At 46.5% G+C, this 16,187-nt stretch carries 15 protein-coding genes; 6 read left to right on the top strand and 9 right to left on the bottom strand.

Annotated features, from left to right (window positions below; genetic code table 11):
* Nucleotides 1-109: 109 nt before the first annotated feature.
* Both RH949_RS25710 and RH949_RS25705 read left to right on the top strand, forming a co-directional pair.
* Nucleotides 110-778, top strand: coding sequence for a histidine phosphatase family protein (locus RH949_RS25710; RefSeq protein WP_446357134.1), 669 nt, complete (start codon nucleotides 110-112; stop codon nucleotides 776-778).
* Nucleotides 779-1,286: 508 nt separating this feature from the next.
* The gene (locus RH949_RS25705) at nucleotides 1,287-1,838 is read left to right on the top strand and encodes a transposase (RefSeq protein WP_006102025.1); all 552 of its coding nucleotides are present in this window, start codon (nucleotides 1,287-1,289) and stop codon (nucleotides 1,836-1,838) included.
* Nucleotides 1,839-2,111: 273 nt separating this feature from the next.
* On the opposite strand, the gene RH949_RS25700 is transcribed toward RH949_RS25705, so the two are convergent.
* Entirely contained in the window at nucleotides 2,112-2,288 is a 177-nt protein-coding gene (locus tag RH949_RS25700; RefSeq protein ID WP_446357131.1) for a hypothetical protein, read from the bottom strand.
* Nucleotides 2,289-2,467: 179 nt separating this feature from the next.
* On the opposite strand from RH949_RS25700, the gene RH949_RS25695 reads away from it, so the two are divergent.
* Complete coding sequence (locus RH949_RS25695; RefSeq protein WP_157453213.1) at nucleotides 2,468-2,674, top strand: hypothetical protein; 207 nt, start codon at nucleotides 2,468-2,470, stop codon at nucleotides 2,672-2,674.
* Between the two features lie 365 nt (nucleotides 2,675-3,039).
* On the opposite strand, the gene RH949_RS25690 is transcribed toward RH949_RS25695, so the two are convergent.
* From RH949_RS25690 to iscB, 3 genes are all read right to left on the bottom strand, one after another.
* The gene (locus RH949_RS25690; RefSeq protein WP_446357129.1) at nucleotides 3,040-4,368 is read right to left on the bottom strand and encodes an ATP-binding protein; all 1,329 of its coding nucleotides are present in this window, start codon (nucleotides 4,366-4,368) and stop codon (nucleotides 3,040-3,042) included.
* Nucleotides 4,340-4,684, bottom strand: coding sequence for a hypothetical protein (locus RH949_RS25685; protein ID WP_446357127.1), 345 nt, complete (start codon nucleotides 4,682-4,684; stop codon nucleotides 4,340-4,342). The genes RH949_RS25690 and RH949_RS25685 overlap by 29 nt, the downstream gene beginning before the upstream one ends.
* 413 nt (nucleotides 4,685-5,097) lie before the next feature.
* Nucleotides 5,098-6,381, bottom strand: coding sequence for an RNA-guided endonuclease IscB (gene iscB, locus RH949_RS25680; protein WP_044207918.1), 1,284 nt, complete (start codon nucleotides 6,379-6,381; stop codon nucleotides 5,098-5,100).
* Between the two features lie 299 nt (nucleotides 6,382-6,680).
* On the opposite strand from iscB, the gene RH949_RS25675 reads away from it, so the two are divergent.
* A complete protein-coding gene (locus RH949_RS25675; RefSeq protein WP_446357124.1) occupies nucleotides 6,681-7,637 on the top strand; it encodes a hypothetical protein in 957 nt (318 codons plus the stop codon).
* Between the two features lie 400 nt (nucleotides 7,638-8,037).
* On the opposite strand, the gene RH949_RS25670 is transcribed toward RH949_RS25675, so the two are convergent.
* The 4 genes from RH949_RS25670 to RH949_RS25655 form a co-directional block, all read right to left on the bottom strand.
* Nucleotides 8,038-8,670: a restriction endonuclease subunit R gene (locus tag RH949_RS25670; RefSeq protein ID WP_446357122.1), complete on the bottom strand. Its 633-nt coding sequence runs from the start codon at nucleotides 8,668-8,670 to the stop codon at nucleotides 8,038-8,040.
* Between the two features lie 82 nt (nucleotides 8,671-8,752).
* Nucleotides 8,753-11,368: a chloride channel protein gene (locus RH949_RS25665; protein WP_446357120.1), complete on the bottom strand. Its 2,616-nt coding sequence runs from the start codon at nucleotides 11,366-11,368 to the stop codon at nucleotides 8,753-8,755.
* A 221-nt stretch (nucleotides 11,369-11,589) separates the two neighbouring features.
* Complete coding sequence (locus tag RH949_RS25660; protein ID WP_006101887.1) at nucleotides 11,590-12,918, bottom strand: TldD/PmbA family protein; 1,329 nt, start codon at nucleotides 12,916-12,918, stop codon at nucleotides 11,590-11,592.
* 68 nt (nucleotides 12,919-12,986) lie between these two features.
* Nucleotides 12,987-13,850: a Tab2 family RNA-binding protein gene (locus RH949_RS25655; protein WP_446357118.1), complete on the bottom strand. Its 864-nt coding sequence runs from the start codon at nucleotides 13,848-13,850 to the stop codon at nucleotides 12,987-12,989.
* Nucleotides 13,851-13,917: 67 nt separating this feature from the next.
* Here RH949_RS25655 and RH949_RS25650 point away from each other — a divergent pair, with 67 nt between their 5' ends.
* On the top strand, nucleotides 13,918-14,172 hold the full coding sequence (locus RH949_RS25650) for a hypothetical protein (protein WP_446357116.1): 255 nt from the start codon (nucleotides 13,918-13,920) through the stop codon (nucleotides 14,170-14,172).
* Nucleotides 14,173-14,319: 147 nt separating this feature from the next.
* A complete protein-coding gene (locus tag RH949_RS25645) occupies nucleotides 14,320-15,003 on the top strand; it encodes a hypothetical protein (protein ID WP_446357114.1) in 684 nt (227 codons plus the stop codon).
* 526 nt (nucleotides 15,004-15,529) lie between these two features.
* On the opposite strand, the gene RH949_RS25640 is transcribed toward RH949_RS25645, so the two are convergent.
* Complete coding sequence (locus RH949_RS25640) at nucleotides 15,530-15,979, bottom strand: SRPBCC family protein (protein WP_446357112.1); 450 nt, start codon at nucleotides 15,977-15,979, stop codon at nucleotides 15,530-15,532.
* Between the last annotated feature and the right edge of the window lie 208 nt (nucleotides 15,980-16,187).

Genomic DNA, 16,187 nt, shown 5'->3' with positions numbered 1-16,187 from the left:
TTAAATGGTCAAGAGTAGTATGACGCTGATCAGCTAAACTGATTGATATACATTAAAATGAGGTGTTCCCCGTTCCCTGTTCCCGATTGCCTCAAAGGACAAGTAACGCATGACAAATGACAAAATTCTCAGTTGGCAAGACATCCGCCAACACCTCAAGCACCCCTTTATTCTATCAACTCCGGTAACTTTACACATAGTCCGCCATGCCCAAAGCACCGTCAATGCCGAAAAGCGAATTGCGGGTTCTAAAGATGTAGACTTAACGCCGCAAGGTGAAGCACAAGCCAGGGTATTAGGAACTAAACTTGATCCAGAGTACAGTTTAGCCTTTGCATCTGGATTAAAACGCGCCTATAAAACGTTAGATATTGCTATAAATAGCGGCAATATTAGCGTGGGCAGTATCCACAAAGATAAGCGACTAAATGAACGTAATTTGGGCGTATTAGAAGGCGGTAAACTCCGATTTATTCCCGAATATGCGGCTGGTAATTTAAACTATGCGCCAGAAAATGGTGAAAGTTATGCCCAATTAGCCCAACGGATTTTCTCGTTTTTGATTGAGCTAGCTCAGGTTACGCAAACGAGTGAGGTGAATAATATTTTGATTTGTAGTCACATCGGTTCAATCCGAATTCTGGTTGGCATCATCACGGAAAATACCAGTTCGGTGGATGTCTTGGATCAGAAATTTGGTAATACGGAGTTGATAAAACTAGAATGGCATCGTTTAATTATCCCAGAATTTATCGAGAAAGGTGGAATTTTTCAATAAATGAACATGTAGGGGCGGGTTTAGGGACAAAATTGACGGGAAAACCAATAACATTCATACAAAACCCGCCCTGCGTCACCAATAACATTCGATTAATGGATGCGATCGCGTGAAAGATTAGGATAGGTTTCGTGGTTTGGTGGTGGGGAAGGGCGGGTTTCGTTGTTTTGTTGGGGGTGTTGTCTGATGATTTAATCCCTAAACCCGCCCCTACAGGATGGGGATGATTGGCGTGCGATCGCGTGAAAATTAGGATAGATTTCGCGATCTGGTGGTGGGGATAGGGCGGGTTTCGTTGTTTTGTTTGCGGTGTGTGTGATGATTGAATCCCTAAACCCGCCCCTACATGATGGGGTAGATGATTGGTGTGCGATCGCGTGAAATATTTCGTGGTTTGGTGGTGGGGATAGGGCGGGTTTTGTTGTATTGTTTGAGGTGTGTCTGATCATTAAATTCCTAAACCCGCCCCTACACGTTTTGTCAAAGGAAAACCTCGTGCGATCTGATCATGAAATACAATCTGGATCAACATCATCGACGTTCAATCCGCCTTAAAGATTATGATTATACACAACCGGGATTTTATTTTATTACCATTTGTACTTGCCAACGCCAAACCCTGTTAGGTGAAATCATCGATAGTCAAATGCAGTTAAGCGATTCCGGCAAATTTGTCTATTTACATTGGCAAAATTTGCTTCACTATCATCCTAATTTAAAATTAGATGAATTTGTGATCATGCCCAATCATCTCCATGGCATTCTGATATTGACAGCGGATACTACTGATCAAAAATACCATGGCTTGCCAGAGATTATCCGGGGATTCAAAACCTTTTCTGCACGCCGCATTAATAAAAATCGTCGCCAGAGGGGTGTCCCCGTGTGGCAACGTGGCTATTATGAACATATTATCCGCAATGAACAATCATTAACCGCAATTCGTGAATATATTGTGAATAATCCCATAGCCTGGGAAGAAGACGAATTGCATCCTAGTGGTTCTAAAGAATGGGATGGAACCATTAAAAATTTAGCCTTGCATACAAATCGAAGATAAATCTAATGTAGGGGCGGGTTTAGGCACAAAATTGACAGGAAAACCAATAACCTTTATACAAAACCCGCCCTGCGCCACCAATAAGATTCGATTAATCTGTAGGGGCGGGTTTAGGCACAAAATTGAAGGAAAAACCAATAACCTTCATACAAAACCCGCCCTGCATCACCAATAAGATTCGATTAATCTGTAGGGGCGGGTTTAGGCACAAAATTGACAGGAAAACCAATAATATTCATACAAAACCCGCCCTGCATCACCGCAAACATTCGATTAATCTGTAGGGGCGGGTTTAGGCACAAAATTGACAGGAAAACCAATAACCTTCATACAAAACCCGCCCTGCGCCACCAATAACATTCGATTAATGGATGCGATCGCGTGGAATATTTCGTGGTTTGGCGGTGGGGAAGGGCGGGTTTCGTTGTTTTGTTTGCGGTGTTGTCTCATGATTGAATCCCTAAACCCGCCCCTACAGGATGGGGAGGATTGGCGTGCGATCGCGTGAAAGATTAGGATAGATTTCGTTATCTGGTGGTGGAGAAGGGCGGGTTTCGTTGTTTTGTTTGCGGTGTGTATCATCATTGAATTCCTAAACCCGCCCCTACAGGATGGGGTAGATGATTGGTGTGCGATCGCGTGAAAGATTAGTGCGATCGCGTGGAATATTAGGCGGGATTTCGTTATCTGGTGGTGGGGATAGGGCGGGTTTTGTTGTTTTGTTTGCGGTGTGTATCATCATTGAATTCCTAAACCCGCCCCTACAGGATGGGGAGGATTGGCGTGCGATCGCGTGGAATATTAGGATAGATTTCGTGGTTTGGTGGTGGGGATAGGGCGGGTTTTGTTGTATTGTTGGGGGTGTTGTCTGATGATTGAATCCCTAAACCCGCCCCTACAGGATGGGGAGGATTGGCGTGCGATCGCGTGGAATATTAGGATAGATTTCGTGGTTTGGTGGTGGGGATAGGGCGGGTTTCGTTGTTTTGTTTGCGGTGTGTATCATCATTGAATTCCTAAACCCGCCCCTACAGGATGGGGAGGATTGGCGTGCGATCGCGTGGAATATTAGGGTAGATTTTGTTATCTGGTGGTGGGGATAGGGCGGGTTTTGTTGTATTATTTGCGGTGTTGTCTAATCATTGAATCCCTAAACCCGCCCCTACAATTACTGTTAACCAGGATTACAGCAACAGCCATTTTAGGTGTTTTCTCTCAACCAGTCTTGAAACTTCTGTGTCTCTTCCAGCGCCGGATTGATGGAAAACCAATTCCCATAGCGATCGCGGTATTCATAGACGAACATGCTACGCAGCAGAGTGGTGTATTCCACGTCTCCTTTCACTGTCTGTTGTTGTACCACCTGAAACAGTAACTCCCACTCCTCATCATCAATGGATGAGGTGAGGTAATCCCGACTTTCGCGAATTACGCCTTCTAGACAATCCCGCGAAATCGGCGGGTCCATTTGTCGCAAACAGCCAAATAGAAGTCCCAGTAAGTTCCGCAGATGCCCACCGCTGATTTGACAGAGACGATCTAAGGTTTCAGTATTATCAAAGACTTCGGGAAGTAAGGCGAATCGTTGTGCTGGAGTATAGTGCGGAAATGCTCTCACTAAGACCATTTGCCGCAACAAATCCATCCCTTCTTTACATTCTGATCCATCCCGTTCGCGCACAGGAACCATGGGTAAAATTGTCGGCGGTAATCCACCCCCTAACCGATTTTTCAGAATTTCCACATCATTGGAAAAGGTTAATGATAACGGAAGGGTATAAACGACATGACAATTCAGTTTCCGTAATTGGTCGCCTCGGTCAATAAATAAATATTCAGGTTGTAAGCGTTCCGAGGGAAGCGGACGATTATCTACCCGATCCAAATTATCGACAATCACCACCAGTCCAGCCTTTCCCCGTCGCCGCAGTTCCGTGGTTGCCAGTCCTAATAGTTCGGTGTTAATTGATTCTAAAATACCACTGGTGCGGGGTTCTAGATATTCCCGTAAGCGGCGGCGGAGTTTGGGACTTTCTTTGGTTTTGGCGGTAATTTTACCAATGCCAATCGAGAGTTCTGCTTCGGCATTTAGTTCAATCGGCGTTTGCAGAAAGTCGGCAATCTCACTAAACAAATTGGCAAAATAACCGGGTTTCAGTTTAATTTTAATCCCTTCTAAACTTTCACTGACCCGACCCGCTACACTGAGGAGAATATCCGTAATATCGACATCCGCCATATCTAAGTCTTGGGAAGACTCAAAGTAAACTACATAGTAGCCCTGCTTTTCTAACTCGGCTTTGAGTCGTAGCAATTCGGTGGACTTCCCGCAGCCAATATGACCTGTAAACAGTTGGCAAGTGGGTTCATCGGGTGAAATTAAGGCAATGGTGCGTTGCAATGACTGAATAATTCGATTCCCTCTCACCGGGGAAAAATCAATATAATACTGCTGATCTTCAACTTCCCCTACGGTTAAGGGCTTGCTTGGATTGCACGCTTTATAAAATCTCGGTAGATCTAGTCCCATAAGTCCTCATCGTCCTGATTCTATTGTCGTTGAAAGACAGGGCATCTCGCCACGCGATCGCACTTGTCGCATTATCCTGGTTATCCTCGTCGTCACAATAACCCGCCCACCGACAGGTTTTGGGTTTTTCTTTCCTAGCAGCCAGGAAAAATGGGGGAGACTCTTGCCTATCGAGTGTAACCTGAGACGTTCTCGGGCTAAGTCTGGAAAATACGAATGCTTGATTTGCTGTGCTTCCAGAATGCGCTGAACTGTGACCTGCCTCAAGCAGTAAAATAGGGAACAGGAGGCTGACACTCAATAGTCGTTTATTCATTTTTTCCTACAAATTGCTAGATCGATGTGAGGATTGCGATTACTCTTTCATCCGTTTTCTCTTCACTATTCTGGACGCCTGACCCGAAATCAGGATACTATAGGTGTCTTGTTGTCAAGAAATTATCAGGATTGGGGACAGGTGACGTTGGTTAAGAAATGTAACGACACTCGCGATCGCACATATAATCCAAGACCTAATTCTGAGTAATAGACAGAGACTGACCCCCAGGCGTCCGGTTTAAACAGTCCTTAAATACTACAAGTTACAATAGTATCCATGAAAAATTATTTAGGAGCGGTTATGAGTACGCCACCTTAAATGCGGCAAGGGGGCGGACGCCTGTACCTGAAAGGTCAGCGTCTGGGGAATTGCCGCCAACAAATAAATTGAGTGACAGCGAATCCTTGTGTTTAGAATGCATATTCATATCCGTCAGCTCTATGAATTGTTTTCAGATATTTTGGATGCACGTCGAATTTTTGACTTCCTGTGGTTAACTTGAAGCTTGGTTTGAATCGAATCGCTATTCGACCCCTGTAGGCTCCTGCATACTTTCCAGTTAAAACATTAGCTTCAACCAAGTCTCCAGTTTGGAAACCCATGAAGAATTTCTTTCGCGGAGCATGACGAATTGGGAACCCAAATTTATTGGTTCCGCAACGTTGTCTTTTTCCGTGACCTTTGGCTTTAACGCTCAAAGGTTTAATTCCGTTAAGAAGAAGTTTTTTAGGCGTTGAAGTACCAACACAAGCTGCATCAGTCCAATGAGTTTTTTCGATGCCTTTCGTTTTACGGTTGAACTTTGTTCGACCTCCAGAACCTACCTCTACTGGCAAACCAGTTGACTGAAGCCTTCGATACAGTTCCCAACGGGTAGCATTAACGGCTGCGGCATCTTTAAGAGGTGCTTTGGCTTGAGCTAATACCCGCTTGAGGACTTCTGGTTTCTTTTTCAGGAATTCTTCAACGGGTTTGTTCCCCTTAGCTTGGTTGCAGGAATGACAACTAAGGCAGAGATTACTGACTCTATTGGAACCTCCCTTACTTCTAGCAATTATATGTTCAATCTCGAAGGGGACATTTTTAACGCCACAGTAAGCGCATTTTCTTTCCCATTTGGCGAGTAAATACTCTTTGACCTCAAAACCAAACAGTTCACCTCGTTGGTACTCAACCCCGTTAATTTCAGGGTTTTGGATATGCTGCAAATCGAACCTGACTAGCTCTTGAGAGATTGTGGTAACTGGGCAAAGTTTTCTGATTCGCCTCACCCAAGTTTCAATATTGGCAATTCGACTCTCAAGGGATGGTGGTAGCCATCCATTTTTACGGGTTCTGTTCAGGAAGCGGGGTTTGCGGTAACGAGTTTTGCGATTGCGTCGCCCCCTCCTTAATGATCTGCGGGATTCAAGGGAATCTTTAACCTGTTGCCCTCGGTGTGAGATTTCAAAAGCGCTTGTTACACGTCCTGTTTTCTCTTGAACAACCGCAATACCCGTTGTCTTGCTGCCAGGGTCTATTTTAATTCGGTGCGGATGAGTAACAGACTCTGACTCGGCTCTGTCTTGCAAAACAATAGTGAATGGATAGCGCTTAAATACCTTAGCCCTCTCTTGCGAGAGTAGTTCTCTAGCCCTTGCTGGATGACAAGGGTCAAGAGGTTTCAGGTTTTTATCTAGAACGAAAACACGCATTACTGCATCTCTCAATTTCTTGGTAAAGTTTGCCTCGACGGTGTTAAGACCCGGTACTTTCTGAGTAACACTGGCTTTTCCGAATGACCTGTTTAATTACCCAGTTGTAGAGCAAGGAACTGGCACGCATCCCTTGGTACGAACGTTAACTCTTAGTCTTAACGGCTGCTCGGTTCGGCTCCGCTCACCGAGCGAAGTCGAGGTGAGCCGTCTGGTCAACAGGCTTTTTCAAGCCCACACCATACCCCTAAGGGTTGGTGTGCGGTAGTTGACGTCGAACGTTCCGCAAATTTACTCCCGTGCTTCTCAGTGTAACGCTGTGTTGGACAACACTGGCTTGTCAGGATGCAACTAACTATTCTCAGCCTGTAGGACAACAGAACACCAACACTGTATCGTCTCAGACTCGACTCACAGATGGGAAGTATCCTCTCCAGCAAGTGACCTACAATGACGCCAATGGGCAGTATACTTTATTTTTAATGAACTCCACGCCCCCGGTTTACAGTACCACGAACCCGCAAATGATACCTCTGACGCCAGAGGAACTCAACGCTGGGGAACAAAGTTATCTACAAATGCAGAATAACCAAGCCGTGTTGCATTTGAGTCCAGAGTTTCAGATTGAATATATCCACGCCGTTACTGAACCCGCCGGGAACAATGAAATGGTAATTGTGCGTGAGGAATCAACCTATTGGCAACCCTTTGAGAGTAATGGAGAGATTGAGATTGAACTGGACTTTTATTCTCCTCGATACTATATTCCACCCCCCTATCAATCCGGTCAAGTGCTGCATAGTGGTTATCATGCCTCAAGTTATGACCAAGCGGTAGCTAAATATCAAAGCAACCACAATACACCACCGCCTGTAGTGCGGAACAATCAGTTACGTACATCAGGAGTCTTGCGGAAGTCAACCACGAGTCAAACCACAACTCCGAGAACCTCACCCGCATCCACGAATTCATCCAGTACAACCCCATCAACACCAACGGATAAATCAACAACGCCTCAAGCTTCACCGGGAACAACGAATCCAGCTACAACCACTCAATCTGCACCACCATCGACAGGTTCCTCAACAAGTTCCTCCCCGTCTTCATCAAGTAGCAGAACCACGGGTTCGGGTTACGGGAGTAGTAATTTAAGACAGTCTAGCCAATCAAAACCTAAGCCAAGTTCATCCCGAAATCGTTCCTCTGGTTTTGGTAGTAGTAGCAGCAGATCTTCTGGGTCGAAGAAAAAACGTTGAATAATTTTATTGGAGAAGTTACATCTACATAAGTATAGCGGTTCTCAATTACGAATCGCACACCAAAATGTAGGGGTGCAAGGCTTGCGCCCTTATGCAATTAAGGACTCATTTAATTTAACGGTCTAGGTTCCAATTATGGATAATGATTTAGTTATTTTTCTAGCAGGTGTTAGCTTTCTCATCCTCTATTTAGTCTTCTCAGCGCTAACTGAGATGGGGACAAAGCTTCCTTGGAAAAAATAACGGGAATCCTGGGGACTGGAAGTCGCTGCTACACAAAAAAAGTCCGCCTGCGCGGACTGGATTGTCTGGATTACAAAGTCAATATAGTTTCATCAATGGTAAGCTAATAAAAGGTTTCAGGACTTTATCTAGACTTTTTATCTTGAACATTTATTCAAAAATCCCTAATTACAATTTGACTTAAGCGCTTCAAAATTTTGAGAACGCTGTACAAATCTCCAGGGTTGCGAGTGGCTAACAAGTTTGATGTCGCGTATTTGGGATAGTCTTCCTGAACACATTTGACAAATATGAACGTTCCTCCACTGGTAATCATGCCATAGCTAGGTTTTTCTGGATTGGGATTTCCTAGCATATACGCCAACATTTGGGCAAGTCCGGCTTCAATGGAATAGGAGGCTCGTTTCGACTCGATAACCATGACCCAAAGCTGGTTTTTTAAGACTAATGTATCAATTCTTCCCCTGATAATTACGACATCATCTTCCTCGACAATATCAATGGATTGTTCGGATTTAACGTAAAAGGGAGCCAGATAAAAATCACCAATGAAGAGAATAGGGTCTAAGACAGCCATTCTCACCCCATCCTCTAGTAAGGGGGGATAGTTAAGCAGATTGAGATAACCCGCTTTTACTTTGTCTAATTGTTGTTTGTCGGAATCAGATAGCTCGGGTAAATCTTCCTGCCACTCGGTAAAAAATTGGTTGTCTTCAACCAATTGGAGTCTATAGTTTTCTAGGAGATAACGCAAGTCTATATCTTGGGATTGAATGATTTGTACCATAACGAATTGGTGACATTTATTGTTTGTTTCCCGTTCTATAATACCCGTCGATGGAATCTAATCTTTTAAGTAGGTGGACATATTATGTCGCACTGCGAACTAAAATAACAGTACTCTTAACCCGCCGCGCGATCGCTTCCGGTATATTCTCCTGAATCATGAGCTGTAATAGCCCTTCCCGACTTGCGCCTAAAACCACGACATCGCATAATTGGTTATTAGCGATATAAACCACCGCATCAGAAACCTCACTGGCACGAATAGGAATCCGGCGAATCCGACCCTCGGTTTGTTTCTTTAAAAAGTCGCTAGCTTCTTCTATCGCGGTTGTATCCATAATCGTATCTTCTGGATCAAAGACTTGGCATAATCGAATATCGGGTGGCTTACTACTTAAGGGAATTAACGCTGGCAGAAATTCCAAAGCGCGTTGCGAATTCGGACCGCCTGCGATGGGAATCAACCAACGCTGAAAGAAGGGAGGGATATAAGGCGGATGCATCATTTCACCCAATTTAACGACCATCACATCACAGGGCGCTTGTCGAATCACTGCATCCACTACCCCGCCAAAAATGCGTCCAGGGGTTGAGGTTGAGCCTTTCCACCCCATCATCATCAAATTAATATGTCGCTCTTTAATGGTGTCTAGAATCCCTTGAGTAATATCCTGACTCACCCGTATTTGAGTGTGAACGGGTATATTCCAATCTCGTCCCCACTTTTCCGCCTGACGTAATAACCGACGACTTTTTGTGGTTGTTACTGGCGTTTCTGCAGGAGACGTGCTGCGGGAGACGAGAATCACTTGTAGACATTCCAATTCATAGTCGCGATCGCGGGCGATGGCGGCGGCGAGTTTGACTAATATGGGGGCGGTTTGGGGATTAGCGATGGGAACTAATAACCGTCCTCGTCCCGTTTCTGGCGATCGGGTTTGATAAACTACATAAGAGGGTTCTGATTGTGATCTAGTCTGAGTTGTCTTACTATCAAGCTGATCCAATTCCGCCCGAATAATATCGCTGCGGGTAATAATTCCCAATAACTTCCGCCCTTCAGTGACTGGGAGGCGACTGAGGTGATAACGGTTGAGCAGATAAAGCACATCGACTAAACTCGCTGTCGGCTTCACCGTTATCGGGTGCGATGTCATAATCTCTGCTAGAGGTGTGGTGCCGGGAAACGGACAACGGGGCGGATTGCCTTGCATTTTTGTCGCCTGTGTAAGATCTGATTGACTAATAATCCCCACTAGCGTCCCTTCATCTACCACAGGAAACCCTTGGTGCGTCGAACGAGATACCATCTGCAAGGCGTCATCCAGAGTCATGTGCAGCGATAAGGTTTCTACCTGTCGTTGCATCAAATCCTCTGCTGTTAACCCAACCAATGAACCCTTGTCTACTTTTTGAGTGGGGGAGGTATACCCTCTCCATTCCAACAGACGCTGATAAAGTGAGCCTTTGGAGAGTTGATCGGCAATTAGATAAGACACCACACAGGTGATCATTAACGGTAAAACTAGATTAAAATCCGCCGTAATCTCAAATATGATCACAATCGCGGTTATAGGAACCTTAGATACAGCACTAAAAAACGCCCCCATCCCTGCCAAGGCGTAAGTCGTCGGTTCCCCAACCCCTAAAAACGATAATTTAGCAACGCCCACCAGATAACCCAAGGCAGAACCCAAAACCAGTGACGGGTGAAATAAACCCCCAGGAGCGCCTGATCCATAAGAAACTAGGGTGAGAAAAAAGTAGGTTACTAAAGCGAGGCTAGTGAATTGCCAACTTTCTGCGCCTGTAATTAACAACTCCCGCAACCCACGATTGTTGCGAAAATCCGGGGGTAACAGAGAAACCACACAACCACAGATTAATCCCGCTAGCCCCATTTTTACCGCCAAAGAGACATGAAAGCGGCGTTGTAGCGTCAATGAAAACAGAATCCCACGATTAAATAAGGTTGCCAGTAATCCGGCTAAAAGACCCAGGATTAAATAAAAGGGAATCTCCGGAGCAGAAAAACTACTGGTTGTTTGAGTTAGTTCCAGGTTCAGGTCGAGACTACGACCCCCTAAAATCCGGGAAATCACCGCACCGATAAACGAAGCGAGAATCGCTGTTCCTAGCGTTAAGCCGGAAAAATCATGGATTAATTCCTCAACCACAAACAAAATACCCGCGATTGGGGTATTAAACCCCGCCGCTAAACCCGCCGCTGAACCCGCCGCAATGAGCTGGCGTCGATGGCTCGGAGAGGTAGGAAACCAACGGCTAAACTGAGCCGCTAACGCTGCACCAATATGAACTGTGGGTCCTTGACGTCCCAGGGTCAGTCCTGCCGCGATCGCTAAAATACTACTGACGAGTTTAACCAGCGCTAAACGCAAATCTAGAGCGATGGGATACCCTCCAAGTGCGGCTTTAATCTGAGGAATACCACTCCCGGAAGCATCGGGTGCTAAATACTCAACCAAGAATCCAGACAGTGCTCCCAATACCAGTCCGAAAGCGGGTAAAACTAGAAAGGGCGGAAATTGTTCAGAAGTTTGAACCCGCCATGAACCGAGCCAACCAATACTGTGTTGGAGTAACACGGCGGATAGCGCAGAAACCACCCCAATTAAACAAGCTTCTGCGATCGCCAAACGTCGCTTGGGCAGTAACCATTGACGTATGGGATTGATCATTTGTCATTTGTCATTTGTCATTTGTTAGGGAAAAGGGAACAGGGAATAGGCAATAGGCAATAGGCAATAGGGAATAGGCAATAGGCAATAGGCAATAGGTAAGGTAGAGTTTTGAGTTAACTTCCTCAGCTTCCCCAGCTCCCCCAGCTCCCCCAGCTTCCCCAGCTCCTCCAGCTTCCCCGGCTCCCCATCACCCCATCACCCCCTCATCTCCTAACGAGCTAAATCAAAATAGAGGTTTGCTCAGATGCAGTGACTGAGAGTCCTTCTAAAATTAAAGAGGGGGTATAACACGGACCATTCCATTCTGCATCTTCACCCAGAGCAACAATCTGCTTGAGGGCAGTGTAGACGTTACCCGCAACCATAGTGTCTTTTACCCGACCGATGATCATACCGTTGCAGACGCGATACCCTAAATCTACATTGACAGAAAAGTCTCCAGATATGCCAGCCCCACCACCGAGGATTTGGTCGATGACTAATCCATCATCGAGTTGCATCAGTAAGTCTCTCAATGAGCCTTTACCGGGTTGCACCATGATATTGACTAAACCTGGGGTGGGATAACTGCCTAAGCTGGGACGAAATCCATTCCCTGTACTGCCTGTTCCCAGTAGTCGCCCAATGGTGCGATCGCCATAAAATTGTTGCAATTGTCCTTCGCGAATTAATAATAGGGGTCGGGTGGGTGTCCCTTCATCGTCAAAAGGACAGCTATAGGGACCCGTATTCGGTTGTTGAGATAGGGTAAGGTTGAGGGAACTGACCACTTGACCCAAGCGATCGCTCCAAGGGGAAGCCCTTTCCCATACCTGTTTTCCATTTAATGCGGTTTGGACGGTATCCCAGAGTAAATCGGCGGCTTTGGCGGTGAGCAAAATTGGGACTTGACCGATAGGGGGATAAACGTTATTTTGCGCCCAGTTGAGGCGTTGCTGAATCGCTTGTACGATTTTATCGGCGTTAAGCTGTTCCCGTTGGGTTTGACCATCCGAGACGCATAAAAAGTCATCGCCGCGCACCCATTCGACGGAGACAAAACAGTTGAGTGTGGTGTCGGTGTAGTGACAATCTAAGCCTTGAGAGTTGATCAAGCGGATGGTTTCGGCTTCACATTCCAATTCGGCGGTACACAGAACCTCTGGATTCGCGTCCCGAATTTTGGCGATCGCTTCTTTGCCCATGACGACCAATTCTTCTACCGCCACGGACTTGCCCAAGTCGGGATAACCTTCGGTACGTCCCGGTGTGAGTTCCACCGATTCCGATTCATTCAGAGTGCTAATGGCAATGGCGCGATCCACTAAGTCTTGGGGATTCACTGCACCATAAGCAACCGCCAATCCGGGACGACCGTTTTTCCATAAGCGTAGCGCCACCCCTTCTGATTGACTACTTTCTAGCCGCTTGAGGCGATTCGCTTCAAAGAGTACAGGTCGAGACAGCGATTGCGACTGATAGACCTCAGCATCCTTGGCTCCGGCTTTGAGTGCCAGATCTAAAAGTTGTTCGCAGGGCAGGGCGGGTGACAAATTCGGAGACTCCATAATGTTTAGGGTTAATTATTCTGTTTATAGTTCCGGCTCATGGTGATAAACCCCTAACCCATTCAGGGCTACGTTAATTCTTGCAATAACCAAAATCCAGCAAAGGTTTCTGAGGTTGGTGTTGACTGCACGGCGAGAAAATGTATGGACTGGGCGTTTTCTTTGGCAGATTCAAAGCCTTGAGCTTCCGCTAGGGTTTGGGCATCGGTGAGGTTGGCTAAAGCCCAGCTATCACTAGCACCCGTTTCCAGTAATAACCGAGGAGTGACACCTCCTTGAAATTTAACAAACGCTAGTTCTAAACCTGACATCCACGCGGCTAGGGCTTTGGCGCGATCGGAGAAAATAATCACTCCAGGAATGCGCGTATCTGGAGCCAGATTCATCATTGAGAGGGGAAAGGCTTCGCCAAAGTCAATCTCCCACTCCTCCATCTCCGCAAAAGCAGCAGCTTCTAAGCTCACCAATGCCCATTTTTGTCCCTGGATGGCGTCGGGTAAGGGTTGAGGAACTTGAGGTTGGTAGCGCACAAAGGCAGAGGCGGCGGCTGAGGACTGATATCCGGGTTGCTGGGGATAAACGTCCTTGATCCGCTGGTTGAGCCAGTGATCCAGCGTGTATGTCCGACGACTCGTGATCGCAGGAATGCCTAACTCCTGGCAGGCTTTAGTAATCATGTTGTTCATCTGACGCCGGAAAAAGCGAATTTTGGTCGGTGCTTGTCCAGCTTTCGCGATCGCCTCTTCTAGGGATTGCCGCAACCATAAGGAGTTGACCTCCTGGTTGGAACAAAACTGCGCGTACTGAAATAAGTCGTCTGTGGATTGGTGGATGTTTAAAGGACTCTCACAAATTAAGACTTCCCAGAGCTTCTTCTGATTGTCGTCCAAGATTGGACGTGAATAGAAATCGAGTTCCCAAATAATCGTCATGCCAAGACTGTATAATCTAACCCCTCTTCTAATAATACGGGTTAGCGATCCGCTCCCTGAACGATTTATGCCAAGTTGCGGTCAAATCGAGTGGATAGGAGATGGGGGAGATGGGGGAGCAGGGGGAGCAGGGGAAGTTAACTCAAAACTCTACCTTACCTATTGCATATTCCACACCGAGCGTGTTACCGAGCGCGGTTCGGCTGAACTTCGACAGGCTCAGTTGCCGCGCTCACCGTCGAAGCCTCACGCCGAAGTCCCAGGTGTTGTCTATTGCCTAGCGCGTAGCGCTATAACGGATCAGATGTTAAGAACGCGGTAAGTTAGAGGTAAGCGCTCTATCCATACCTGTAAATCACTAATCATGCCTGTGAATCGAATTGTCCTGTTATGCGTAGTTGGAGGTGGACTGGCTATATTTGTGTTGTCAAATTTGTCAGCCCCCGCCTTGTCTATCGTATTTTTAGGAATGCAAACGGTTGCATTGCCTCTGACGGTATGGATAGGATTGGCGATCGCACTCGGCATACTCACCAGTTTAGTCTTACAATTGCTCAGTTTTCGACCCAGGAGGGTTCAGAGGTTTGATCGCGCCGCCCAAGCATCGCCTCCAAATCGCTGGCGATCAAATGCTGAGTTTGAGCAGGAGGAACCTGAACCCGAGGAAAGTGAACCAGAAATGCCACCTCCCCCACCCCCTCCACCACCACCTCCTCCTCCCAAATCTTCCCCCTCTGCTTCCGGTTCTGATTGGGATCAAGCTGTTGCTCCAGAGTGGAACTTTGAAGGAGAATCGGCAACCTCGATAGAGGACGAGTTTGACTGGGATGAGTTGGAGAGTCAGCCAGAGGAAGAGGTGTTAGAGGAAACAGAGCGCGATCGCGAAGAGCGCAGTATCGGAAGCGATCGCAGTAGTTACGAATCACCTCAAGAACCCAGCCGCCGTTCTCAATCCGACTCGGTTTATTCCTACAGTTACCGGGAATCTAATACGTCTAAATCGAGGATTGGCAAATCTGAGGCAGTGTATGATGCTAACTATCGAGTAATTACCCCGCCGTACCGCCAACCCCCACCCCAAGTGGAACCGGAGGATGAGGATGAAGGTGAAGACTGGGGATTTGAGTTTGATGAGCAAGACAGAGGTTCATAGCTGAAACTCGATCTAATGAATGGGATTCAGTAGGAAGACAAGGAAACAGGGAATAGTGATTGGATTCATCAAGCCTGATCGTGTGTGGTTCGCCCACCCATATTCGACGCTGGATCAAGAGGAACACCAGTTCCATAAGATTCAGTCACTTCTTGGGGTAGATCTATAACTGCAACCTATCTTAAGAGTCGAGTTAATCGAATCTGCAAATAGGATGAAAATTCATCAGTCTCGATCGTGATTGGGTTTTGAGAAAATAGTCTTGACTCAGATACCGGGCGAACGGCACAACGGGTATTAAACGAGGCGAAACATATATCGAAGCCGACTTCGTTGGCAAATCCGATACAGTGCGATCGGCGCATAAGGGGGAGAATTCAAAGCCTCTCTCCTTGCAGGAGAGAGGTTTGGAGAGAGGTTTTCCAGATCCCGACCAAAAGTAAGGTTATAAGCCAGTCCGCGCAGGCGGACTTTGTTTGTGTAGCAGCGATTTCAATCGCCTCCTCTTGCTCAACAATCAACGTTCTTAAGTTTGGATTTTAAGCGCATAGTCCCGGAACCGATCCAAATCAGCTTGAATCGTAGACTCGACAATTCGACCTAAAAACAAACCATCCATCAACTTACCTAAGATGCCGGGAATATCGTAAGCCACCGTAAGTTTAACAACACTACTTCCATGGCGATCATAAAAGCGCACTGCACCCCGATTCGGTAAACCATCAACAGATTCCCACTGAATAATCTGATGGGGCACTAATTTCAGAATGCGAGAGATCCAGCTAAATTCAAAGCCACTGCTGGCGAGTTTCCAACGGGACAAATCTGGATTATCTTCTAATACTTGTACCGAGTCAATCCACTTCATCCAGCGTGGCATTTGCTCTAAATCAGACCAGAGGCTCCAAACGGTTTCCATTGGCACCTCGACTTCAACTTGTACACTGTGTTCTAGCCAGTCAGAGTTATTCGTCATTTGTCATTCGTCATTCGTCATTTGTCAGGGACTAGGAAACAGGGAACAGGTAATTCAAATTCATAATTCATCAAAAACCTCGTGAGACTCCACCCTCAGCAGATCCTTCGCAGGCTCAGGAGGGTGGAGAGGGATAGAGGAGTCAAACCGCGCCGCTCGATGCGGTTAGGTTTGACAATCCAACTGAAGGCGCGACAATTAATCCCGT

It is taken from the genome of Coleofasciculus sp. A1-SPW-01 (genome assembly GCF_040217205.1).
Taxonomy (GTDB): domain Bacteria; phylum Cyanobacteriota; class Cyanobacteriia; order Cyanobacteriales; family Coleofasciculaceae; genus Coleofasciculus; species Coleofasciculus chthonoplastes_A.
The sequence above is the reverse complement of the archived record's forward strand: the minus strand, read 5'-3'. Positions and strand labels throughout refer to the sequence as shown.

Excerpts from the sequence above, each read along its gene's own strand:
- iscB (WP_044207918.1), bottom strand. The coding sequence starts at position 6,381 with ATGCGTGTTTTCGTTCTAGATAAAAACCTGAAACCTCTTGACCCTTGT.
- RH949_RS25710 (WP_446357134.1), top strand. The coding sequence starts at position 110 with ATGACAAATGACAAAATTCTCAGTTGGCAAGACATCCGCCAACACCTC.
- RH949_RS25705 (WP_006102025.1), top strand. The coding sequence starts at position 1,287 with ATGAAATACAATCTGGATCAACATCATCGACGTTCAATCCGCCTTAAA.
- RH949_RS25685 (WP_446357127.1), bottom strand. The coding sequence starts at position 4,684 with ATGAATAAACGACTATTGAGTGTCAGCCTCCTGTTCCCTATTTTACTG.
- RH949_RS25665 (WP_446357120.1), bottom strand. The coding sequence starts at position 11,368 with ATGATCAATCCCATACGTCAATGGTTACTGCCCAAGCGACGTTTGGCG.
- RH949_RS25645 (WP_446357114.1), top strand. The coding sequence starts at position 14,320 with ATGCAAACGGTTGCATTGCCTCTGACGGTATGGATAGGATTGGCGATC.
- RH949_RS25700 (WP_446357131.1), bottom strand. The coding sequence starts at position 2,288 with ATGAGACAACACCGCAAACAAAACAACGAAACCCGCCCTTCCCCACCG.
- RH949_RS25640 (WP_446357112.1), bottom strand. The coding sequence starts at position 15,979 with ATGACGAATAACTCTGACTGGCTAGAACACAGTGTACAAGTTGAAGTC.
- RH949_RS25660 (WP_006101887.1), bottom strand. The coding sequence starts at position 12,918 with ATGGAGTCTCCGAATTTGTCACCCGCCCTGCCCTGCGAACAACTTTTA.
- RH949_RS25655 (WP_446357118.1), bottom strand. The coding sequence starts at position 13,850 with ATGACGATTATTTGGGAACTCGATTTCTATTCACGTCCAATCTTGGAC.
- RH949_RS25670 (WP_446357122.1), bottom strand. The coding sequence starts at position 8,670 with ATGGTACAAATCATTCAATCCCAAGATATAGACTTGCGTTATCTCCTA.
- RH949_RS25650 (WP_446357116.1), top strand. The coding sequence starts at position 13,918 with ATGCCAAGTTGCGGTCAAATCGAGTGGATAGGAGATGGGGGAGATGGG.
- RH949_RS25690 (WP_446357129.1), bottom strand. The coding sequence starts at position 4,368 with ATGGGACTAGATCTACCGAGATTTTATAAAGCGTGCAATCCAAGCAAG.